This window comes from Leptothoe kymatousa TAU-MAC 1615, assembly GCF_018739865.1.
In the GTDB taxonomy this organism is placed as follows: domain Bacteria; phylum Cyanobacteriota; class Cyanobacteriia; order Phormidesmidales; family Phormidesmidaceae; genus Leptothoe; species Leptothoe kymatousa.
On the sequence record NZ_JADOER010000011.1, the window covers coordinates 332,688 to 356,370 of the forward strand.

The 23,683-nt window shown below is 52.1% G+C and carries 15 protein-coding genes; 8 read left to right on the forward strand and 7 right to left on the reverse strand.

From position 1 onward, the window contains the following. Position 1: 1 nt before the first annotated feature. From IXB28_RS13120 to IXB28_RS13145, 6 genes are all read left to right on the forward strand, one after another. Positions 2-304 carry a DUF2103 domain-containing protein gene (locus tag IXB28_RS13120; RefSeq protein ID WP_215619041.1) on the forward strand — a complete coding sequence of 101 codons (303 nt, stop codon included), beginning with the start codon at positions 2-4 and terminating at the stop codon, positions 302-304. Beyond that, positions 301-1,419 (forward strand): class I SAM-dependent methyltransferase, encoded by a 1,119-nt coding sequence (locus IXB28_RS13125; RefSeq protein ID WP_326521038.1) that lies wholly within the window; start codon positions 301-303, stop codon positions 1,417-1,419. Before IXB28_RS13120 ends, IXB28_RS13125 begins: the two co-directional genes overlap by 4 nt. A gap of 1,081 nt (positions 1,420-2,500) precedes the next feature. Continuing rightward, positions 2,501-4,252 carry a GMC oxidoreductase gene (locus IXB28_RS13130; protein WP_215619042.1) on the forward strand — a complete coding sequence of 584 codons (1,752 nt, stop codon included), beginning with the start codon at positions 2,501-2,503 and terminating at the stop codon, positions 4,250-4,252. 449 nt (positions 4,253-4,701) lie between these two features. Next, positions 4,702-5,535, forward strand: coding sequence for a cyanophycinase (locus IXB28_RS13135; RefSeq protein WP_215619043.1), 834 nt, complete (start codon positions 4,702-4,704; stop codon positions 5,533-5,535). Between the two features lie 557 nt (positions 5,536-6,092). Further along, the gene (cphA, locus tag IXB28_RS13140) at positions 6,093-8,783 is read left to right on the forward strand and encodes a cyanophycin synthetase (RefSeq protein ID WP_215619044.1); all 2,691 of its coding nucleotides are present in this window, start codon (positions 6,093-6,095) and stop codon (positions 8,781-8,783) included. 88 nt (positions 8,784-8,871) lie between these two features. Next, positions 8,872-9,888, forward strand: a complete 1,017-nt coding sequence (locus tag IXB28_RS13145) for a cyanophycinase (protein ID WP_215619045.1) — start codon at positions 8,872-8,874, stop codon at positions 9,886-9,888. 355 nt (positions 9,889-10,243) lie between these two features. Here IXB28_RS13145 and IXB28_RS13150 read toward each other — a convergent pair whose 3' ends face one another. The 7 genes from IXB28_RS13150 to IXB28_RS13180 form a co-directional block, all read right to left on the reverse strand. After that, a complete protein-coding gene (locus IXB28_RS13150; RefSeq protein ID WP_215619046.1) occupies positions 10,244-10,912 on the reverse strand; it encodes a restriction endonuclease subunit R in 669 nt (222 codons plus the stop codon). Between the two features lie 168 nt (positions 10,913-11,080). After that, on the reverse strand, positions 11,081-12,007 hold the full coding sequence (locus IXB28_RS13155; protein WP_215619047.1) for an isoaspartyl peptidase/L-asparaginase family protein: 927 nt from the start codon (positions 12,005-12,007) through the stop codon (positions 11,081-11,083). After that, positions 12,000-13,682, reverse strand: coding sequence for a transglutaminase domain-containing protein (locus IXB28_RS13160; protein ID WP_215619048.1), 1,683 nt, complete (start codon positions 13,680-13,682; stop codon positions 12,000-12,002). The genes IXB28_RS13155 and IXB28_RS13160 overlap by 8 nt, the downstream gene beginning before the upstream one ends. 619 nt (positions 13,683-14,301) lie before the next feature. Then, the gene (argZ, locus tag IXB28_RS13165) at positions 14,302-16,404 is read right to left on the reverse strand and encodes a bifunctional arginine dihydrolase/ornithine cyclodeaminase (protein WP_215619049.1); all 2,103 of its coding nucleotides are present in this window, start codon (positions 16,402-16,404) and stop codon (positions 14,302-14,304) included. Between the two features lie 386 nt (positions 16,405-16,790). Continuing rightward, entirely contained in the window at positions 16,791-17,024 is a 234-nt protein-coding gene (locus IXB28_RS13170; RefSeq protein ID WP_215619050.1) for a DUF2283 domain-containing protein, read from the reverse strand. 432 nt (positions 17,025-17,456) lie between these two features. Continuing rightward, positions 17,457-18,317 (reverse strand): DUF1361 domain-containing protein, encoded by an 861-nt coding sequence (locus tag IXB28_RS13175; protein WP_215619051.1) that lies wholly within the window; start codon positions 18,315-18,317, stop codon positions 17,457-17,459. 139 nt (positions 18,318-18,456) lie between these two features. Then, complete coding sequence (locus tag IXB28_RS13180; RefSeq protein ID WP_215619052.1) at positions 18,457-18,948, reverse strand: molybdenum cofactor biosynthesis protein MoaE; 492 nt, start codon at positions 18,946-18,948, stop codon at positions 18,457-18,459. Positions 18,949-19,154: 206 nt separating this feature from the next. Here IXB28_RS13180 and IXB28_RS13185 point away from each other — a divergent pair, with 206 nt between their 5' ends. Together IXB28_RS13185 and IXB28_RS13190 are read left to right on the forward strand one after the other, a co-directional pair. After that, positions 19,155-19,418 (forward strand): GIY-YIG nuclease family protein, encoded by a 264-nt coding sequence (locus IXB28_RS13185; protein ID WP_215619053.1) that lies wholly within the window; start codon positions 19,155-19,157, stop codon positions 19,416-19,418. Between the two features lie 643 nt (positions 19,419-20,061). Further along, on the forward strand, positions 20,062-23,634 hold the full coding sequence (locus tag IXB28_RS13190; protein ID WP_215619054.1) for a substrate-binding domain-containing protein: 3,573 nt from the start codon (positions 20,062-20,064) through the stop codon (positions 23,632-23,634). Positions 23,635-23,683 lie beyond the last annotated feature (49 nt).

The following is a 23,683-nucleotide window of genomic DNA, read 5'->3' on the forward strand; positions in this document are numbered from 1 at the left end:
GATGGCCCCTAAGCCCAAAGATGCCCGTGGTCGCGTGGTGCTCAACCATTCCACCCATATCCCTGGCCTAATTGCGATTCTGCACAAACTCTCGGCCCACCCCCACATTAAAACGCTGACCCCAGCGGTGATTAGCCGGGGGCGCTCCCATGCACCAAAGTTTCGACTCAAAATTTCGGTGCCCATTCGCGGCGGGTTTAAGCTAATTGCGCGCCAAGGCAAGTCTATTCAAGAAGTGTTCATCATCACCAACCTGAATCTAGAACAACTCAAGGAAGCCATTCAGGCCGTTGTACCGGGGTGAGTGCGGAGGAAACCCATGCACCTATACAGGAAGGGAAAGCTCAGTTTGCGATCGCCCAGGCCTTTTACCGACCTGCCAGCAAAATTGGTCGCGATTTAGCCATCCTGGCCGCCGCCATCTATCGCCAAACCAACGGACAGCTCAGGATAATCGACGCCATGACCGGCTGTGGCGTTAGGGCACTACGCTATCACCTAGAATCAGGTGCCGACTGGGTCTGGGCCAATGAAGGCAACCCGGACCTCCGCCCCCTGGTCCAGCAAAATTTGGCCCAGGCCATGGCCCCCAACACCTATCGCATTAGCCACCAGGAGGCGAACCAGCTATTTTTTAGCTGCGCCCAACACAAAGACTATTACGACCTCATCGACATTGATAGCTTTGGTAGCCCCACCCCATTTATCACCACCGCCCTTTGGGCCATAAAGCTGGGCGGCCTGCTCTACCTAACCAGCACCGATGGACGTACTACAAGCGGCCACGCCCCAGAAAAAAGCGTACAAATCTATGGAGCCTGTGCCCGCAGCCATCCCGCGGTGCATGAACAGGGGTTGCGCCTGCTAATCGGCAGCGCGGCCCAGCAAGCCGCAGCCCGTGGATTTGCCATTGAGCCAGTGTTCTCCATTTTCAATGGCTACATCCATCGAGCCATGGTGAGGGTGGTTAAACAGCCCTGGCAAAACGAAAACTATGGTTTTTTAGCCTATTGCTACGGCTGCGGCCAGTTCCGCACCGCCAACTGGCGACAGCTGGGGCAGCTAAGCTGCGCAGCCTGTGGAAGCGCCCCTGTCGTTAGTGGACCGATGTGGCTAGGCCCGCTCCACGCTGCGCACTACATCACCCAGATGGCAGATCTGGCCCACCAATGGCAATGGCCAAAACCCATTCAAACTCTCCTGCAAACGCTTTTAGACGAAGCCCCCATGCCCCCCTATTACTATCCCCTGCCAGAACTCGGGCGCCGAGGGCACATGGATATTCCACCGAGGGATCGGCTAATCGAGGCCCTGCGCCACAGCGGCCATCGCACTACCCGCACCCATCTAGATGCCCAAGCAGTTAAAACGGAGGCCTCCCTGGCCGCTTGCATTGATATCGCCAAGTCATTGATATAATTTGCCGTCCATCCCATCGCCATGGTGCGGCAATAATTTTGTCTATACCACAAACAACAGATATTATCTCCCCATATCCTGATATCTACGCTCAACCCTGTCTTCTTTTGTGGGCCATAGCCTGGCCACCGTTGACGCATACGCCCTCACCCAAGAGCCTAAAGACAACAACAACAATCAAAACAACAACAATCAAAGCAACAACATGCGTGGTTTACCTGGCTATTGGTGATGGCATGCCTGCCCGACAGTGACTATGCAGAAAAGGCACTGCACATTAATGGAGACACGGTTCTCACCCCCCATTCATTGCCGGGGGCCTTACCCTGGCCAATCACACATTGATACCCAGAACCATTAGCCTATGCTTGTTGTTCAGGCATCGATTATCTCTTAAGGAAACAGTTATCCTGCCCAGTGTTGTTACCGCAATTGGGTTCGCGATTTTGGCGTTAAATATCAATCGGCAGGAACAGTAACAACTTTCAACCTGACACAAAAGATCACACTACATTGCCGAAAGCGGCAAAGAATGCGTAGGTAATTTTCGATACCTTAGTACACAGAACATACATCGGACGCAGCTGCATAGACCATGGGAGAACGACTTACTAGACAAAGCGCCTACTCAACAAGTTTCCTTAATATTACCCAGCCGTACTTAAAGAAACAGCAAAGTTCAAGCACATACTACACGAAGTAGCCTATATCTAGTAACAGTGAAAACAGCCCCATCCGGACTAATTACATTATATAAAGTAAAGGAACGATAAATTCTACGTAAAGAGTCCGTGCAAAGCTCATTCATCAATCGCTCTTTGTTGTTACTATTGGGCCGAGTAACCTAGGTAGGTTCCACCTAAGATTAGGTCTCAAAATGCACTTGCGAACTTTAGAAGAGTGCTCTTTATATCGCTCAAGTCCCAAGGCTTAGGCACCGCAGAAGCACTGTTCTTGTCAACGAACAACCACGTATTATTTCAGAACATTTAGTTAACTTTCCAGGAAGAGATGGAGACACGGACATGTCTCCTGTAAATGTATCTTCTTCAGAAAAATTTCTACCAGTTAATATTTCGTCATGAATAAAAATCAGTTCGATGCCAAGGCCGAGCCAGGAACGTTAAGTTCCATCGATCCTCAATCGGTTTGTGTAGTGGGTAGTGGCCCGGTGGGTCTTGCCTTTGCGCTGCGCTTAGCCAACGCGGGCAAGGCTGTAACAGTGATCGACAGTGGCAAGTTTGCGGCCAAAGATCAGGGCCATGAATTTTTCTGCGGCACAGTTGCCAGTGCGGCAGACGCAGCGGATCGAACTGACCCCACCCTTGTGTCGGAGGGAACGCTGTACTCCAGGCAAGACTACATGACCTACTCCCGCTACTTAGGGTCTGGTGGTAATTCTTGTCGTTGGGGTGTAGAGTGGCGACCCGCTGCCGAAGGCCGGGTGCGGATTGTGCCAGGTGCCCTGGCCGATTTTGATGCTCGTCCCGAGTTCGATATTCCAGCGTGGGCTGCACCGGGCATCGATGTCTATAGCCGCTACAGAGATGCTTTAGATTTCTTTGCTTTAGAAGGCCATAATTTCGACATCGGCGGATACCAGGATGACTTTAATCCGGTGCCTCTATCGACCTTCACCCTACCCACTAAACTGTTCCACTTTGCCCGCTCTAAGGCCATCAGCCAACAGCGAGTGGCGGAAGCCAAAGCACATCCGGGCATTACGGTTTGTTCAGACCTACATCTCGTGCGGATTGAGACCAACAAACAAGAGACGGTAACCGGCCTGGTGATGTGCCGTCCAGATGGTAGTGAAGTTCGCATTCAAGCCGGACACTATGTCTTGGCCTTGGGCGGCATTGAAAATGCGCGCCAGCTACTGCTAGCAAAACAAGATGGCGCCCTGGCCGACCCCCACGACGTATTTGGCCGCTGGTTTGTGGATCATCCCCACACCCGCCTGGGGTATTTAACGGATCCTAATCCTGATGAATTGCTCAAGGCGACAGCTTGGTACGACTTCCAAGAAGTCGCGGGCACGCCCATTATGCGTGGCCATGAGATTCAACCTGAAATCGCCCAGGAACTCGGCATCCTGAGATTCTCCATTGATTTGGTAGGACGCCCGGTCGGTGATTCTTCCAAGACAGGGGTGGCCGTGGCCCAGGCTTGGGACCGGTTAAAGCGCCGCGACAGGAAAGGGTTCCTGGGCTTCTTGCCCCAGCTAGCCGCTGATCCAATTCGGGCAGGCAGACTTATTTATGAAGCCTGGAATAATCCTGTGCATAATACAGGGAAAGGCGGTTGGAGCGATCCGGCAGCTCGCTACCACAGCTTTGGCTCGGTCTCGGTGGAGGCGATGTTTGAGCAGCGGCCATCACCTGATAACCGGGTTCGGTTGGGGACAAACTGCGATCGCTTAGGTCGCCAGCTACCTGTACTACAGTGGTCCTGGAGTCAGAAAGAGACTGAATCCATCAACCGGGCTGCGGATTTTGTTGCCGATGCATTCAAGCAATCGGGCGTCGGCTCCTTTGTCACCATGCGTGAATTGGGCCAAGGAGATATTCCCCGCGCAGGCAGTGGTTTCCACCACATGGGTGGCACTCGCCAAAGTGTTAACCCCTCCGATGGTGTGGTCAATGCGGAGAACCGCATGCATGGCGTCGACAATCTCACGCTCATTGGCACCTCCGTCTTCCCCAACAGTGTGGGCTATGCTAACCCCACATTGACGGCGGTGGCAGACGCCATCCGAGTGGCAGACATCTTCAGCGGTGTCGCCCCTCGCGTTGCCGAAGACACACCGTTCGAAGCGTTTGCGGTTTCCTAACCAGCAGCCCACGCACTAATAACGATTCTTCCACGAGCCACCCAGGAAGCTTGATTAATCCAAGCTTCCTGTTTTTTTTGCTGCCGATCGGGACGACAACAACCGACAAACAAACAAGAGATATTTGCAACAACAAGTGGGTGAACTCAATATTTCACAAGACATATACAAGCCTATTGACGTCGCAGTTTTGGCCCCCTCGACATCTGCCAGCTCATTGGGTCAATCTCCTTACACGGTAGAGAGACTTTCTGAGATTTACAAATCCCCCATAGCCGAGAACATTTTTCTGTAAAATATCTAACCGCCTTCCCTAAATATTTTCCCATGGACGACCGGCAATTTCTTCGAGAAAAGTATTTTCTATTTTTGTCTCATCGTAACTATATGATTTATCATTTAGAGATACGTTATAGACGTTAGTAAATTTTCACTGTATTGATTAGGCTATGGTAAATCCGACCCAGTACCCCGTAATGGTGATTGGAGGGGCAGAAGATAAGGTCGGTCCCCGTAGCATATTGACGAATTTCTTCAAAAGTGCTGGTGGAGCCCAGGCAACCATTGGCATTGTTCCTTGCGCATCCCAAGAGCCGAGCGTAGTGGGTAATCGCTACACCCGCATTTTTAGTGAGCTAAAAGCTAAGAGCGTTAAGGTTCTAGATATTAGGCGGCCGCAGGAATGTGATCAGGATGGTTGGCTCCAGGCTTTAGATAGCTGCACTGGGATTTTCCTCTCCGGCGGCGACCAGGTGCGGTTGTTTGAATTTATCCGCAATAGTACTTTCGCCACCACCCTTAAAAAACGTCTGAACCTGGGCACGCTAGTGCTGGCCGGAACCAGTGCCGGTGCTGCAGTGATGGGAGAAAAGATGATTTCAGGCGGAAGTAGCGGTGAGTCACCTAACCGTGGGCTGGTAGATCTCATGGATGGGTTGGGATTTGTTCCAGAAGTGTTAGTCGATCAACATTTCCACAATCGCAATCGGATGGCGCGGTTATTGAGTGCGATCGCAGCCAACCCCGACAAACTAGGTATTGGCATTGACGAAGATACCTGTGCCGCCTTTAAAGGAGATGGCACCTTTGAAGTCATTGGAAAAGGGACCGTCACCATCATTGACCCCCGCGAATTAACCCACACCAACTATCGTAGCTCTGCCCCAACATCGCCCCTTAGCCTGCACGATTTGCGGGTGCATATTCTCAGCGAAGGCGATGAATACGACTATAGACGCCGCTCAGTATGTATGCCCACCCATGGCATGGTGTCTCATTTTTAATCACCAACTACGGCAAAGTATGCAGGTGTCGCTAAAGGTTGTTGCAATTTATCGATAGGGTGTGAAAAATCACGGGAGCCCATCAGTTTTTATCGTTGGATAACATCGAAAGTTGCATATTTCAATGCGCTAAATGCATCAAATACCCAGTAAAGTATCATGGTATCCTGACAAAGCTAGGATATCTGTAATTCCAATCAAGCGGTGTTGTATTATCCATTACAGTTAGCCCACACCCTTTGGGTTCAATTATTCAACACCCTTTAAGTTATTTTTGGTCTAGAACAGCTTTCCGAGAGTCGCACCAAAATTGGAGACCTCTTCACGAAATATTCCGATCAAAATTTCAAAGCATTCACTTAAAATCAAATACATCTGTAATTAATTTTACAAAAAATATATGACCCAGTTAGCAAGCCTGAGCTAATTTTTGCAGGCATGTTCGCTTTTATCCGTACTAGCTCTCCCCCATAAAGAGGGCCTGTAGCTTGGCATACGAAATTAACTGGCCCCTTAATTTCTGTTGGCATCTATCCACATACATTTTTTTGTCACCTATGAGAATTCTGCACACTCGCACATTGCGTGGCCCCAACTATTGGAGTATTCGCCGTCCTAAGCTAATTGTCGTTCGCTTAGATTTAGAGGAACTCGCAGAGAGTCCTTCCAATACGCTACCTGGCTTCTACGATGGGTTAGTGCAAGTGCTGCCCAGCTTGGAAGAGCATCACTGCTCCCCCGGCTGTAGAGGTGGCTTTTTGCGCCGTGTGCAAGAAGGAACCATGATGGGCCACATCGTGGAACATGTCGCCCTCGAGCTGCAGGTGCTCACTGGCATGACCGTCGGCTTTGGCCGCACCCGAGAAACCAGCACCGCTGGAATCTATCAGGTGGTGGTCGAATACAAAAATGAAGCCGCTGGCCGCTATGCCACCCGTGCCGCCGTGCGATTGTGCCAAAGCATCATCGATACAGGCTCCTACCCCGCAACTGAACTGCGCACAGATTTAGCCGACCTCAAAGAATTGCAAGCAAACGCGGCGCTGGGGGCGACCACCGATGCCCTAGTGGGCGAAGCTGAGGCCCGGGGCATCCCCTGGATGGAATTAGAAAACTGTGATCTATTCCAGCTGGGCTATGGCAAATATCAAAAACGCGTTCAGGCAGCGCTCACATCCTCCAGCAATGTGCTGGGTGTAGAACTCGCCTGCGACAAAGGACGCACCAAAGCCGTCCTAGAAAATATGGGTGCCCCAGTGCCCGCTGGCGCATTAATTTACAGCTTTGACGATCTCGAACCCACGATTGAGAATCTGGGTGGTTATCCCATCGTGATTAAGCCATTGGATGGCAACCATGGCCGTGGCATCACCATTGATATTCGCTCCTGGCAAGAGGCCGAAGAAGCCTATGACCGCGCCAAGGAAATCTCCAGGGGGATCATTGTTGAGCGTTTTTATGCCGGTCGGGATCATCGCATCCTGGTGGTGAACCATCAGGTAGTCGCCGTCGCAGAACGGGTGCCCGCCCACGTAGTGGGTAATGGCGCATACACCATCGCCGAACTCGTAGAACAAGAAAACCAAGATGAACGCCGTGGCAATGGCCACGACAACGTGCTCACCCAGATTCAGCTAGACGATTCCACCGACGAAATGTTGGCTCGCCAAGGGTTGAGTGTGGATACCGTTTTAGAAATGGATCAGTTGGCCTACCTGCGGGCAACGGCCAACCTCAGCACAGGTGGCACCGCCATCGACCGCACCGACGACATTCACCCAGACAACGTGTGGCTAGCAGAGCGCGTCTCACGGATTATTGACCTCGATATTGCGGGGATCGATGTGATCACCACCGACATCACCAAGCCTTTGAAAGAAGCAGATGGGGTGATTGTGGAAGTGAATGCCGCCCCAGGGTTGCGGATGCATTTAGCGCCTAGTGAAGGGGTGGCCCGCAATGTGGCAGCCCCCATTTTACAAATGTTGTTCCCACCGGATACTCCCACCCACGTACCCGTGGTGGCAGTCACAGGCACCAATGGCAAAACCACCACCACCCGCCTGATCGCTCACATTGCGCGCCAGGTTCACGCCGCCGTCGGCTTTACCACCACCGATGGGATTTACATTGGCGATCACCTGATTGAAAAGGGCGACACCACGGGTCCCCAAAGTGCGCGGATGATTTTGCAAGATCCCACCGTGGAAATGGCCGTATTAGAAACAGCCCGAGGCGGTATTTTGCGCTCTGGGTTGGCCTTCCCCCACTGTGATGTAGGTGTGGTGCTCAATGTTGCAGCCGACCACCTAGGTCTGGGCGATATCGACACCATCGACCAAATGGCTAGGGTTAAAGGCGTAATTGCTGAGGCTGTCCATGCGGATGGTTACGCCATTCTCAATGCCGATGATGAACGCGTAGCGGCCATGGCCGATCGGGTGGCGGGTAAGGTCGCCTACTTCTCAATGGATGCCCAAAACCCGTTGGTGCAAGACCATGTGCGGGATGGAGGCATTGCCGCCGTTTACGACGATGGCCACATTGTTATTTTGCAAAACGAGTGGGTGCATCGGATTGAGCACGTCACTAAGGTACCGCTGACACTGGGCGGACGGGCACCGTTTATGATTGCCAATGCCCTAGCAGCCAGCTTGGCCACATTTGTTCAAGGCATCACAGTGGAACAGATTCGGGCCGCACTGCGCAGCTTTGAGGCCTCCGCGCAGCAGACACCAGGTCGCATGAACCTATTTAACATGGGGCGCTTCCATGCATTGGTGGACTACGCCCACAACCCCGCAGGCTATGAAGCCGTAGGTGGTTTTGTAAAAAACTGGTCTGGCCCCACCATCGGCGTGGTCGGTGGCCCTGGGGATCGGCGCGATGAGGATCTGATTGGTCTGGGGCAACTCGCCGCCACCTTCTTTGATCACATTATTGTCAAAGAAGATGATGACCGTCGGGGCCGCCCTGCAGGGGAGGCGTCAGGGCTAATTGTCCAGGGCATTGGGCAAGTGCCTGACTCTGCCGTATCTCACTTTATTCAATTGGATGAGACCACAGCGATTGAATGGGCCCTAGACCATGCCCCGGAAGACGCTTTAGTGGTGATTTTCCCAGAGCAGGTGAGCCGGGCAATTGAAATCATTCAAAAACGTGACCCCATTGTGGATGATGCCAATCCAGCGTTGTTGGTCGACCCTGCGGATGAGTCGTCTGTGGAGCCTATGCCCGTAGGCAGTTAATCAGTTAAATGGAACAACAATTTCGGGTGTGTTGAACGTGGTTTCGACGCACCCGAAATTGGTTTTATACACCCCCAAGAGCACTACCATGGGTAAGCAAAAGGACTTCGAATATTCTCTAACTTGTGGTTCTCCTAGCAGTGCTCGGAGTGAGCCCGAGCCTGCTATTTTACTGATCGGCGGTGCTGAAGGGGGCAAATCGGGCGAAGATGCTGCCACCAAATGGTTTCTCGAAAAGGCCCGTGGCGGAAACTATCTCGCCATCCGCACCGGGGGCGTTGGCAAACAAGCCAGCTTTATTAGCCGCAACTATCGAGACTATGTTCACTCCGCCGCAGAACTCTCCATCGACAGCAGAGAAGCGGCCAACAGCCGCGAAGTAGAAGACTATATTCGCGAAGCCGATGCCCTGTTTATTGCCGGGGGAGACCAAAACCTATATCAAGAGTTGTGGGAAGGCACCCGCACCGAAGATGCGATCAATTATCTTATCAACGACAAGAAAGCGCCCGTCGCTGGTACCAGTGCAGGCATGGCCATCTTGGGCAGCTACTACTATGCGCCAGATCATCAGGGTATAATCAGCTCAGAAATTTTGGATGATCCCTTTCATTTCAATACGCAGACCATTCACAAAAGCGATTTTATTCAGGTGCCGTTTTTATCTAATGTGATTACCGACACCCACTTGGACCGGATTAACAAACGGAACCCAGAAACTCGCTACGGCAGAATTTTAGGATTGTTGGCCAGGGTAATTGCGGCAGATAAAAACTCTCTGGACAATCATGCCATTGGGTTAGAAGAAGGGGCTTTTGTTGCCATCGATAAAACAGGAATAGCCAAGGTCTTTGGTAATGGCACCCATCGCGGGCAGGATGCGTATTTTCTTTCGCCCAATGGTGCGCTACCTGAACAGATGGAACCTGGCTGGCCGTTGGTTTGGGACAATGGCGGAAAAGCGGTCAAGGTTTATAAAATTGCTGGCACACCGGAAGGGACAGGAGAGTTTAATTTGAATGATTGGGCTACAGCATCTGGGGGCCATTGGGAATATTGGTACACCCTTGGTGGTAAGTCTGGATTACGGAAAAAGTCATCGTAGGGTGGGCTATGCCGACCAAGCCGAGAAAATCCGTTACACAATTTGATGGCAATGGACCTGTAGGACATCTCCCTTGCCCCTATAGTGCATCCTACCTCTAGTGCTCAGACTCTGGCTGGCCAATCCCTACGGAGGCTCCTGCCTCCTGGCTGTGGCAGAGCCACAATCTTACACTCCAGGCAGAGCCTTGGAGCGAGAGAACACCCTCTTTATACTGGAGTCCCTTGTAGACAAGTGGCATAGTTGCACCATCATAGTAAAAACCTAAGAGCAATGCACTAGACACTCATCCGTTTCCATAATTCTGGAATTGCACTCCTACCTAGTCAAGCAAAAACTGTTACTAGGCAGAAAATTAGCCAACTTTTCTCTTTTTCCAATCTAGCTCCATCGTTAACTTCCCAAGGTGTTGCAAAATCGCTGTCACCTGATGCATTTCATTGCCTTGTCTAAATAAAGTAAAGAGCTCTGATAGACCGTAAACCGGCTGGGGCTGTTTAAGGAGCTTGACAAACATAAAATGCCGACCATTGGTAAGTAAACCAAACAGGGGCAACGCCTCGTCTGGACTAGCCATCATATAGGTCAATGCTTGGGGCAGCGCTTCTAAAACATCCGACTGCTGGGGCTTAGTCTCAATGGTGACCACCCATAGATTCTGATATAGCACCAATAAATCAATGCGGCCACGGATCATCTCTCCGTCAGCATCTGAATCCTGGTTGGGAAAGGTAACCTCCACCTGTTTTTCAGCTTTGGGTACAAAGGGAGCAGTTCCTAAACCAGACACAGCTAACAGTGGGGCCAAAATCGACATTTTGACCACCTCTTCGTGCAGGCGATATTTGATTAAGCTCAGAAAATTAGCTTTCGCCTTATCTAGCCAGTACAGGTCTCGCTCATCTAGAGCCATCGCCACCCCCTGCCACTCCGGGAAAAAAGCAGGATCGGTCGATTGCTGCAGACCAAAGCGTGCTTCTACATCATGAAGTTCCAGATTATGGGCGGCAATCACTTGGACCATGGCACAGATAGAAGATGTAAATCATCAGACTGCTGACTATCTATTCTATCCTAGTACAATTGAATCCTGCTAAGGCTTTGCCTTCTAGCTGTGGCAGAGCCACAATCTTTCACTCCAGGCAGAGCCTGGGAGCGAGGGAACAAAGCACCGATAATATAAGCCTTGCCATTAGCCTAAAGTGTAGTAACTCTCTCCACCCTGCTCAATCCACCCACAGACCATCCCCGTTGTTGACTGTGCCGACGCACAGCGCCCTGCCGCGTCAATGGCAATCACGCCGCCTTGTCCCTGTACCCGATTCACCAAATACTCAATGCCCGCCTGGGTCGCGGTCTCCACATCCATGCCCCGCCACTGCACAAACATGGCAATCGTCTTCGACAAAACCGTTCGCAAAAACGCTTCTCCATAGCCCGTTGCCGAAACCGCACAGGACTGATTATCCGCATACACCCCGGCCCCAATAATGGGAGAATCTCCCACCCGGCCCCAGGAGTTATTTACTAAGCCTCCGGTGGATGTAGCCGCGGCCAAATCACCGTTCAAATCGTAGGCCACTGCACCCACTGTTCCGAGCTTTTCTGGCTTCACCCGCTCGTGGTCCAACGTGATTGTTCCAGCCGCTTGGGCTGCCTCCCACTGTTTTACCCGCATTGGCGTAACGAAATACTCTTCTGGGCAAAATTCCACATCCCGCAGCTTGGCAAATTCCATCGCCCCATAGGCCACTAAAAGAACCTGTTGGCCATGGTCTAACACCTGACGCGCCAGGGAAATTGGATTTTTTATTTGGCTCACGCAGGCTACGGACCCCGCCCGTAAATCGGCACCATTCATTAGGGCTGCATCCATTTCCACCTTGCCCTTGGCGTTCAGCACCGACCCACGGCCCGCATTGTAAAGCGGGTCGTTTTCTAACAATGAAACACAGTATTCAACAACATCCAGGGCACTATCTCCCCGCTCTAGGCGCTGGCGTCCCTGGTATAGGATGGCGTTAATACTTTGTTGAAAACCCTCTTCGCTACTGCCAAACTTTAGGGTTTGAATCGCCCCCGCGCCACCGTGGAGAATGAGAGAATAGGAGTTAGTCATCAGCCTTCCCAACAGTTTCGCTAGGGTCTAGCTCATCGAGTATGCGAAAGCGAATGTGGTTGATGGCCAAATCGCGCAGGGAAAAATCGTCTGGTTTGTCGTCGGCATTCATTTTGGTAAAGGGAATGTCTTTGCCAATTTCGGTGTGGTACCAGGACAACCCCATGAAGAAACGCTCGGGATAGGGCCCTCGTTCGATAACATCATCGACATTGGATTCCATGGGTAGCCAGCCCACGCCGGGGACATAAAATTCTAGCCACACATGGTTAAAGTCGGGCTCTAGGGGCAGGTGGCGATATTCGGCATGGGGCGGGCATTTGTAGCGGCCAATGGTGCGACAGGCGATGCCGTTGAGCCGAGCCAGGGCTAACAACACGCCGACATATTCACCACAGGAGCCGGTTCCCCTGGCGAGGGCAACCGCTGGGGTATCAATGGCGGGCTGAATGCCGTAGGACATGCGATCGTAAACGTAGTTGCGAATGCGCAATATTTTGCGTAGCACATTGGTTTCGGTCCCGGCCCCTTCCCGGGCGGCCTGTTGAATGCTGGCTTTTTCCATGTCCAGCTCGTCGTCATCAATGAGGTAGCGTTCTAGCTCTGTGGGCAAGGGGCGCTCACCTTCGATGTCCTCGGGGGTGAGGCTATATTTCAGGCTATACATTTCTACGGTGGCTTTCCAGCCCACTAGGCCCCCCTGAAAGGGCTGGATTTGGTCGAACCGGAAGACTGCGACCTGCTGGCCGTTTTGGTCTTCGATGGTGAAGGGATGGCCAATGGGTTCCACATGGCGTACGCGCTGCCGCAGGGTATTGGAAGGTAGAGCGATGCGCCACTCGACGTTGTTGAGGGTAACGGCATCGAGGGGCAGGAGTTCTTCTACGTAGGAAAACTCCACCAGGTAACCGTTGGACAGGGTGTAGTGGTCTGCTGGGTTGTGGTGCAGGTAGAGGGGATGGATAAAGGTGCGATCGCGAAACGTGAGTTCGTGGGGCGATTCGGCATTGGGGTTATCCCGAATGTAGGGTTCTTCGTCGGCATAGACGATGTGGCAAACGGGATCTTGGGCCGGGTCGGGCTGATAGAAGGCAATGCCGGTGGGTGAACTGTAGGGGGTGAGGGCGCTGAGCAGAATTTTGCCGGTAGTGTGCTCCAGGCAGTAAACCGTTTGCTCGGTTTGGTCACAGACCCATAGGCCCTCTGCATTGGCCGCCAGGGTTTCTTCGCCGACGCCGGGTTGGGGAAACTTGCCAATCGGTTCGCCGGTGTCGCGATCAAATAGGTGAATATAGCCAGATTTTTGGCAGCTAACGTAGACGGTGTTTTCCCAAACGGCCACCCCCGCTACGGTATAGGGTAGTTCGGCCAGTAAGCTGGTTTTTAGGGTGGCGCGATCGCACCAAAATACTTCTCGGTCTCGCCCAAACCAGAAAGTATCGTGCCAGAGTGATAGCCCCACGGCATCGATCCATTCTTTATCTTCTAGCTGGTGGGGATTGAGGATAACGGTGTTATTGGTTTTGGGATTAACGGAGATCAGATAGCCCCGCACCCGATCGATGGAAAAAAACTGGTCTCCATCTGCTGCTAGGCCAGATAGGGCATAGACACCAATGGGTCGAATGGTAGATGGTTGTTGCAATGTTTGGTTGGGCACCCCGCAGTCAGGCATGGATGGGAGAAGGATTGAGTGGTTAGTGGTTTTTTATTATAGGGATCTGGGGAGCTTAGGAATTGCAGCCTGGTACACTGACAAGCTTTCTGCTTTTAAGAACGAAAAAGTCTACTCTTGTAGTCCGTAACTTTAACCCTGATCTTGCCGTAACTCTGTCTTTACCAATTTTTAAGTCTTGGTAGACATCTCCTTTCGGGGGGTGTGGGGGAGTTTAGGCCCCCACGACATGGGGGGTTTCAGGGGGGAAAGCCCTGAGCGCACCTTCTTGCATTTGTCCCACTCTTGCATTTGTCCCACTTGGTCATAAATGCACTAGATCACTGGTCAAAAGCAAAACCGGCTGCGTGGGGTCCCGCCGAGTTCCCCACACCCCCATGGCTAGGGCGTTCCGCCGCCCTAGAACCTACGGGAAAATATAGTTGGTATCCCTGATAGGCGGTTGGGGGTGCGGTTGGGTAATTTAGAATTTTGCGCGGGGCGACAAAATTCTAAAAGGGTTGAGGTTTCGAGTTCGTTGGGATGGCAAATTTGAAGTGCAGGAACCAGGCAAAGCGAGGATTCTTGTAGGGGCACTCCCTTGTGGATGCCCCGATCCCTAACGCCTTTCTCCAAAGGCTTAAACCTTCGCATATTCACCAGTCAGCTTACTCAACTGCTTCACCAACAAGCTCAAAAACAAGCCCACGTCTGTGACCACTCCAATGGATTCCAGCGAGCCTCGGTCGCTCAGCTTTGTCACCACCGCCGGGTTAATATCCACACACACCATCTTCACGCCAGCGGGGGTCATGTTGCCCACACCGATGGAATGTAGCATGGTGGATAGCATCAAAATCAGGTCCGCCCCTTCGATTAGGTGGGCATAGTCGGCCTGGGCCTGGAGCAGGTCCATTTGGGTATCGGGCAAGGGGCCATCGTCTCGAATGGAGCCTGCCAATGAGAAGGGCACGTTGTGTTTGACGCATTCGTACATGACACCGCTGGGTAAAATGCCCTGGTCTACGGCCTTGGCGATGCTGCCGCAGCGACGAATGGCGTTGATGGCTTTGAGGTGGTGTCGATGGCCACCGTGGACGGAGACGCCACGCTTCATATCCATGCCGAGAGACGTTCCCATTAGGGCTTGTTCGATGTCGTGGACCGCGATCGCATTGCCCCCAAGCAGCCCGTGGACATACCCGTCTCGAATCAGCGTTTGTAGGTGTTCACTGCCCCCGGTGTGAATCACCACCGGCCCTGCCGTCACCACCGCTTTGCCCCCCTGGTCACGAATGCGCCGTAGATCCCAGGCAATTTGTTCCACCACCAGTTCTACGCGACGCTCGCTGGAGACACCGGCCCCCATAAAGCTAAATTCTTCTGAGGACGGTTGCTTTAGGGTCGTTGCCGTACGCTGAGTGCGAATCCCAGCACTGCCGACCACCACCGATTCCCCTACCCGTAAATCCCGCAGCAGTTTGCAGCGTGCCACCGGCCCATCAGACGTATGGGTAATTGCGATCGCGCCATCCATCCGCTGGCCATGTACCCGAATCCACTGCCCTGCCACCAGCACATCCGTCGGGTAAATCGCCGTTACATAAAAATCATCGGGCGCCACCCCAGCCTGCACCACCGCCTCAAGATGAGCATTCGCCACGGTCTCGGAACTGACGACGGCCCCCAGATCCACCAGCTGGCCCATGATGTCCTCAATCACCTCCGTATCCGGCGCAGAGACTTTCACCTCAGCCATAGACGTATCCTGCCGCTGTTCGCCCAAATGGAAGTTCAGTACCTGAAAGCTACCGCCACCAGACACGATGGTATCCAACGCACGATTGACCAACCCCGAATCTAATAAATGCCCTTCCAAATTAACCACACGACTTTGAACAGAAGACGCCTGGGGCGACGCCTGACGAGACTCCGTCAGCCGCAGGGTTAAACACTTGGCCGCCCCACCCGCCTTCAAAAACTCAGTCAGGGGGGTGGTCATCACGATAAAGCCCCGAGCAGATAGGGCCTGGTGCAGGCTATCGCTGGCACTATTCATCACAATGGTCTGGCCCACATTGACCGCATTGCAAGCAAAGTTCACCGCATCTACGTCATCCACCACAATGCGCTTTTCCGCCGGAATGCGACGCTCAATCAAATGGTTGGAATAGGTATCAAACGCAGGCGGATAATACAGCAAATCACCATTGGTGAGCGGACAAAAACAGGTATCCAGATGATAAAAACGACGATCAATCAGGCGTAGCGACAGCACCTCCACATCCAGCCACTTGGCCAAATAGGGATGGGCATCTAACTCCGAGCGAAACCCATACCCGGCCCAAAGACAGCCGCTGGCACGATCCAACAGCGCGTCCCCCGCCCCCTCAAACGGCAAACTCTTAGGCAGGGTGTGCACCGTATAGCCATTATCTTCAAACCATTTTTGAAAATGGGGCTCTTCCCCCTGGCGTTCGGGATGGAAAAAGCGACTAAGCACCACGGTTTTACCCAGCACCAACCCAGCGTTGGCGGTAAATACCATATCGGGCCATCCAGGCTGGGGCGCCACCAATTCAACCGTCGCCTGCTCCTTCAGAATATGGTGCAGACCTTGCCACTGGTCCTGGGCACGTTCTCGAGACGAACGATGGATGTTGCCCTCCATCCAAGGATTAATGACGTAATCCACATCGTAGTGCTGCGGAGCACACATCAAAATTCGCACAGACTCTGTCATGGTCAAATCCAATGAACCTAGGGGTGGTTGCAAAATAATCAGTAAATAAACGAGAGCTCAACACTCGCCAACCAATTATTAACGATCTAGGAACCACAACATTTTTTTGCCTGGAAGTGTATTTCCAGACTGCTAAAACAGGCTAAAAAGTCAAAATCTCCTGACCTGAGTTGTTTTAGGCATGCCAAAATGCAAAAGCCGCATACTGCATGACGACAAAAATTTTGCAACTGACCAAAGGTCCATGCTTTGTTTTACAACGGCCCACAAACTGCAAAGCAATTTGCACAAACAAAACCAGACAACGCCAAAGTTGTTTTACGAATTTAATTTATGCAAAAACCGCATCAGCGATCGCAACAGAACAGAAAACACCCCAGCAAGCCCTATTCCCTATAGCTGGCCATGGGTTTATTAATATTCGCCTTACCCACATTGAACGAAATGGCAAAGGGGCTATCTGTTTTTAACGAGGCTTTTCTGATTTCTAAACCAATCACATGGCCATCTTCGTCATAGTCAAGCACCAATCCAGGGGAGATTTGGGTTGTTTCTTCAATCACAGCCGTGACAAGAGCAATCTGTAGGACGTCTTGTTCTGGATCGTAAATGACTTTCATACAAAGAATTCCTTGTTTCCAGGGACGGATGACTACTCAGGAATAACGACCATGCACTATTCCATAGTCCCGAGTTCTGCGCCCTAGATTATAAACAGTTGAGCGCCCACTTGATGACGACGCAATAATTTCTGAAGGATTCGGGACCACATGACTCGTCTCAATCTCTAACAAAAACGCTGACCGATTGCGAACACACTAATGATCCCCCCAGCATCTGCATTATGCAGCAGACCAGCAGCCACATTAAAGCGAAAAAATTGACTGCTATGCCCCTTTACTCTGTTAAACCAACCAACCCATACATCAGAAGATTCAATTGTGATGTATGGCTCAGCTTATCTAGTTTCACCACAGCGCATCTAACAGTGATATCCATCAACGTACCCAAGGTGTTGTCTAGCCCCACTCAGCCATGGATATCTTGTCAGATTAATTCAATGCATTTTGCCCTGTCCGTGCATAGTGGATTCTCAGCTTTAACCCCAGGGTCACTTGCTTCATAACCCAATAGAGCACCGTCAGTAACACAAACGAAAAGAAAATAACCGCCACTGGTCGCTTGGACGTCAGGGTGTTCAATGTGGTTGCCAGCACACTGGTTGGATCAACAACAATATCCCAGCTATTTAGTCGAATAAACCGCCCCAGATATACACCAAAGGCACACAAAGCATGGATACTAATCTCCACCGGCCAAGTCAGTGCCTGCAATCCCTTCTGTTGCAGATAGAAATTTACATTTAAAAGAGAAACCACATAGGCCTCAAAGCCAACAATAATGGCCGCCATATGCAGCGGAATAAAAATAAAAGCAACCACCCAAATTTTGATCGTGCCAGCACTCGTGCCGCGAATCAGGTGCAAAATATCGGTTAAAACATAGGGGGCATTGGGCAAAAATGCGATGAAAGTAACCAGGCCGATCCACCACAGCCAAAGCTTCCGCGTGTGGGACTGTTTAAATAACCAAACACTGACCCCCAGGGCAATAACCATTACCCCGGCTAACCAAAGCAACTGGAGCAGCGTGCTAGGGTCAGCCGTCTGAATACCACGCACTACACCAAATGCAAACCGCTTGAGCCTGGGCAACCTGGACTCTAGGCCAACGATACCGATCAGCGCCGTACCAAAACAGGCGAGGGCAAACCAAAACGGCGGCATGGCCTTGCGGCGAAACAGCCGAAAGCTTAGCAGCATCGGGATAAAGGCTAGAAAAAGGTTCCACCAAATCCAACCGCTGTAAAAATTATTAATACCTTGATAAATATCAACGATGATCCATCGCATAGATTGATTAACCCTAGATATATCGAAACATTACAGTTCTACTCATTTCTCAGGGTTAATTTCAATATGGGTTGGCGCCAGCGGCCTATGTTCGTTTGCCACGTTCCCAATTCTGCACCCCAAATTCAGCCCTTGCCTACTATGGATTTTCTTCCTCACAGGCACCTATACTCACCCAGCTGGTGGAACCATCCTGCCAAATCTCTTTTTTCCAAATCGGGGCATTGTGCTTCAGTGTATCGATGGCATATTTGCAGGCGGCAAATGCCTCTGACCGATGGGGACAGCCCACAGCAACAAGCACACTAATCTCTCCTACGGTGAGTTTGCCAGTGCGATGGTGAATGACCACATGGGTGATGTCGGGCCACTGCTGGCGCATCTCTGCCGAAATTTGTTTAAATACGGCCGCGGCCATGGGCTCATAGGCTTGATACTCTAGGGCAACAACGGCTTTACCCTCAGTGTTGTCGCGCACCATACCACTCATAACAACAATGGCCCCATTGGCGCCATCATCCGCGGCACGATACACATCGTCTATGGACAATGGCGCAAAGGTAATGGCAAAACTATCAGCATCATTGGACTGGGTTTGTACATTAAGGTTAAACGGAAGGCCAATGGTCATAGGTATGATAGGTGGAGGGTAAATGCGGCAAATACGCTTTGCCCAGGCAGATCGTCCCTAGCCATTTTAGGGTGTCTATTAGACATTGCAAACCATGTAAATAGTGTCAGATTCTAGATTTTGTGAGGGAAAATTGATCATAGACTCTGCTAGCGGTTGCCATCTAACTAGGCACAGAGCTTTGAAACCATCGGAGTGTAAGCATTATGCAATCTGGAATTTTCGCCATCGCCAATATCGGAAAATATCGCCTATACGTTGGCGAAAGCCATCAGCTTAAGGAGCGATGGGCCAAAATGCTATATATGTTCGACCAAGGAAAATTCCCATCCAAACGGTTACAAGCCGCATGGCAAGAATCTGGAGAGGAGCGAAAGTTCACATTTCACACGGCTGCAGAAATTTCTGAAGATACTCAACTATTTGGCTATCGTCAGTTTTTGAAAGATACGGACACCCAAGATAGCTAATCTCTTTATGTGGCGAACGGCTGCCACCCCCTTACCTTTGTTCTGCCGTAGGTTACGCTAGGGCTAACGTAATTTAATGAAACTGTCTCTGGTGTTGGGCTGCACTTCGTTCCACCTAACCTACATCAGGATTTTTTGTCAGCCGGTCAGTCAGGCTGAGCACTGCAAACTTGAGGGCAATTGCGACACATGTGATATCTCTCACGTTCTGGATATTGCCCGACCGAAAGCAACAACAACCCCCTTTATCTTTCTAACGTCATTACCCTAGCCAGGGTGACCAAAAACGATTTCAGATATCACACTGCCTCTAACCTGCTAAAACAGCGAACATATTGTTACACTCTGTGGATTGAATGTACGCCGAATTACCTGCACAGAAGTCTCTTTAGAGCCTTTTTTTACGACATTCTTACTCAGCTTAGTTTCTTATTTTTGTCAGCTATCTGGCCTGATAACAATACCTTATCGATTTATTTTGATGGGTCCATTCTCCCCTCAAGGCAAGGGTTTACGCATTTTAAAGAGCTGAAAATTCAGAAAAATATGTATCCGGGACGCTATGTCAGAACAACTTCTATACCTTAAATTTAAGTAGACTCACGTAAGTCGTCTACCATTACTGTCTCTCTACGGAACTCCCATGGTTCTAACGCAGCGCAGACTCAGTTCTCTTTCCCAACGTTCCATCGTTGTTAGCCTGGCATTAGTGCTGGCTTTGAGCGCATTTCCGCAGCCAGCTACGGCGATGTCCCTGGCGATGGTGCCGGTGGCCCAAACATCAGGGGCCACCGGTCAGGTTGGCAACACTGTTGTCAACAATAAAAATGTCGCGAATCTTGTTACGCAAGGGCAAGGTCTAACGATTGACGGCAGCCAATTGATGCAACCCATCAATCAGGCGCTGAAGGAAAGTTTTGAGCAAGAATATCCAGGCACAGATGTGACCCTGCGAACCAATGGGACTGAACCGGCCCTGGATGCGCTGTTAAATAACGATATTGACCTGGCAGCCATTGGCCGATCGCTGTCTGCCACCGAGAAGGCAAAAGGGCTGGTGGAGATTCCCGTTAGTCAGGATGCGATCTCAATCATCATAGGCCGCAACAACCGATTTACCGGGCACCTCACCCTGGAACAATTTGCCCAGATCTTCCGGGGAGAGATCACAGATTGGTCAGAGGTGGGCGGCACACCCGGCCCCATTCGCTTTATTGATCGGCCCCTGGCCAGTGATACCCGCGCTGTGCTTGGCACCTACGGTATTTTAGGAACCGCGGAACGAGCCCAGGGTGAGCGGGTGGTCCAGCTAAAAACCGACAATACGGCAGAGGTGATTCGCCAGCTGGACGATGATGGCATTAGCTATGCGATCGCAAGCCAAATCAAAGGCCAGCGTCGGGTCAAGCCCGTCAAAATGGCGATCCTACAGGACACGCTGCCCGGCGAACAGGCCTACCCCTACGCCCAGATTCGGGGCTATGCCTACAAAAAAAATAATGCCAAAGCCGTTCTTCCCTTCGTTAATTGGGTAACCGGCGCATCAGGCAAAGCGGCCATTGGCGCCGGTAAAACCGCCGAAGCCGCAGCCATTGCCACCGCCCTCAATCCACCCATGCTGGCGACAGATGCCGCCACATCCGGGGGCAACATAGGCTTTATCCCTTGGTTATTGGGGCTACTTCCCCTCCCCTTCCTATTCCTGCTTTGGGGGCAGCGGCGCTCAGCGGCAGAATCAACGTCCCCCAAAGAAAGCCCATTCGCAGAGATCAAACGCCCCGAAACAAAACCAGCGGCCGCTAACGTCGAAGCTAAACCCGCTGCCCCGACAGCTCCCAAGCCCATCGCCGCCAAGCCCGTCGCCCCCAAGCCCATCGCGCCACCGCCACCGGCTAAACCCGCTGCGCCCAAGCCGGCGGTAGCTGCGCCGCCGCTGGCTTCGGCACCCAAACCAGCAGCCCCCATCAAGCCACAGACCGTTCCCACACCGCCCATCAAGCCAGCGGCGGCTCCAATGCCAGTCGCACCAAGGCCCACATCGCCGCCCACGGTGGCCAAACCCATCAACACAACACCGGGTACCACCCTATCGATTGTGCCTTTTGAAAAAACAGCCGGCTGGAACAATGCCGAGCAGGTCGCTCACAAAGGGTTCGAATATTTAAAGTCGGAACAAGCTGACAAAGCCGAAGCTTACTTCCAACGGGCCCTAGAACTCTCCCCCAGAAATCTCCTAGGTCTCCTGGGGTTGGGTAGCGTATTTTTAACCCTAAAACAGGGAGAAAATGCCCTAGCCCAGTTCAACCAGGCCACTGAGATTGATCCAGGTAATATCGATGGGTGGATTGGCAAAGGCAAGGCTCTAACCTCGTTGGGACAAGCCGACGCTGCCCTAGGAGATTTTGACCGGGCACTGCAGCTAAATAAAACCTCCATCGATGCCCTAAAAGCTAAAGGCGATGCCTGTTTAGCCCTAGGTCAACTCGATGAAGCCAATGGTTGGTACGGCGAGGCCAATGCGCTGCTCAGCGGCACCCCCATCCCCACATGGAAGCCTGGTTCGAGTGCTCAAACCGTGATGGTGACATCTCCCACTAAGGCGCCCGTAGCGCCCGCAGCGCCCACAGCACCCGCAGCAACACACTCCACAGAGAACGCAGGCGTCGCCCAAACGGCTGGCAGTGCAGAACCTAAGGCCGTTTCGGCTGCCCCCAGCGACGACGCAGGCCACCTCGCAACTATTCGACAATTGGTCAATTGGAATGATCCAGAGGCCATCTGTCAGAAGGGACTGTATTACCAAAGCTTAGGGCGCTCCAAGGAAGCAGAATACTGCTTTCGACGGGTATTGGAACTCTCTGGGCACAACGTGACTGCCATGATCGGGTTGGGGCAAATCGTCCTAGATGCGGGGCAGGCTGACCATGCACTGACGCTGTTTAACCAGGCCGTTGAGCTAGCCCCCAACTCACCTAAAGCCTGGATTGGCCAAGGAGATGCCCTGATGGCCCTAGGTCGCGGCGATGCAGCCAAACAAAGCTACGCTCGGGCCTGGGGAATCACCCCGGAGACGGCTAATGCTAAACTTTCTCCGAAAACTGTCATTTCCCCCACGGCGGTCATTTCCCCCACCACTCTAAGGTCTCCCGCAGCGATCGTTTCCCAACCGGTGAGTCAACCATTGGTGAGCCAGACAGTGGTGGCGCCACCAGAGAAAACGCCCGCCCCCCCATTGCCTGTGGCACCCCCCGCTCCGGCGTCCTATGTGGCACCATCAACGCCACAGCTACTGGATATGGTGATTTTGGTGGATAGCCAAGCGCCCAATATGGATATCACCGCCATGGAACGGGTGATGGGCGATGTACTCTCAGCCACTCATCGCCCGACCGATACGCGCGTCACCTGGCTAGGCACCCATGGCACTATGGCAGGGACTCCCGTTCACCAAAGTGTCCCTGACTATCTGGGTAGCCTGGGCAAAGTTTCCGACACTCCAGACGGTGTAATCTCTTCGGCTGAGGCCATGGCAACGATCGCCCAACACTTCGACTGGCGTCCCGGAGCGGCCCAATCTCTCTTGTTTGTTGGGGCCCAAGGTCTTCATAACGACAACAACGAAAAAACCGCCGTTCAATCCGTTGTTCAAGCGGCTAATGGCACAGGCACCATTGTTAGCACTTACCTGTATAAGCCCGCCGATGAGGCAGATAGGGGTGCGATCGCAGCCCATAAAGAACTGGCCATGGCAACGGGGGGGTTGGCCTTTGTCAACGACGGCAATACCCCCATGGGCGACGTCCTAGGGCAAACCATAGAAAAGACTTGTCGAGAATGTGTCTATCGCAGGCTAACCATTCGCAGCCATAGCGACTGCCTTAGCCTAGATCCAGCTCGACTCCAATCATTCAACAGTGCTAGGTCCCTCAGCCCAGGTAAATACATTATTCGCATCAATTCAGGCACCTTTAGCTATTGGCCAGATGCCCCCACCTTCGAACCCGAACCCTGGGTCATGCTGTGGATTAACGGAGGTCGGTTTATCAACCAGGACACCAATGTGGCCGTGGGAACAACATGGCTCACCCTCAATGGCTATAACGACGTGCTCAAACTAGAAGTGTTAGCAGACACGCACCTCTGCGCCTTGTTTTTAGATACCTACAAAGACGATAACGTGGGCCAGATTACCCTGTCCATCGTAGAGGCCGGCTAGGGGCTCTCGATAGCCTTTGCCCCAGACATATTCAGAGCCGATTGCCCCA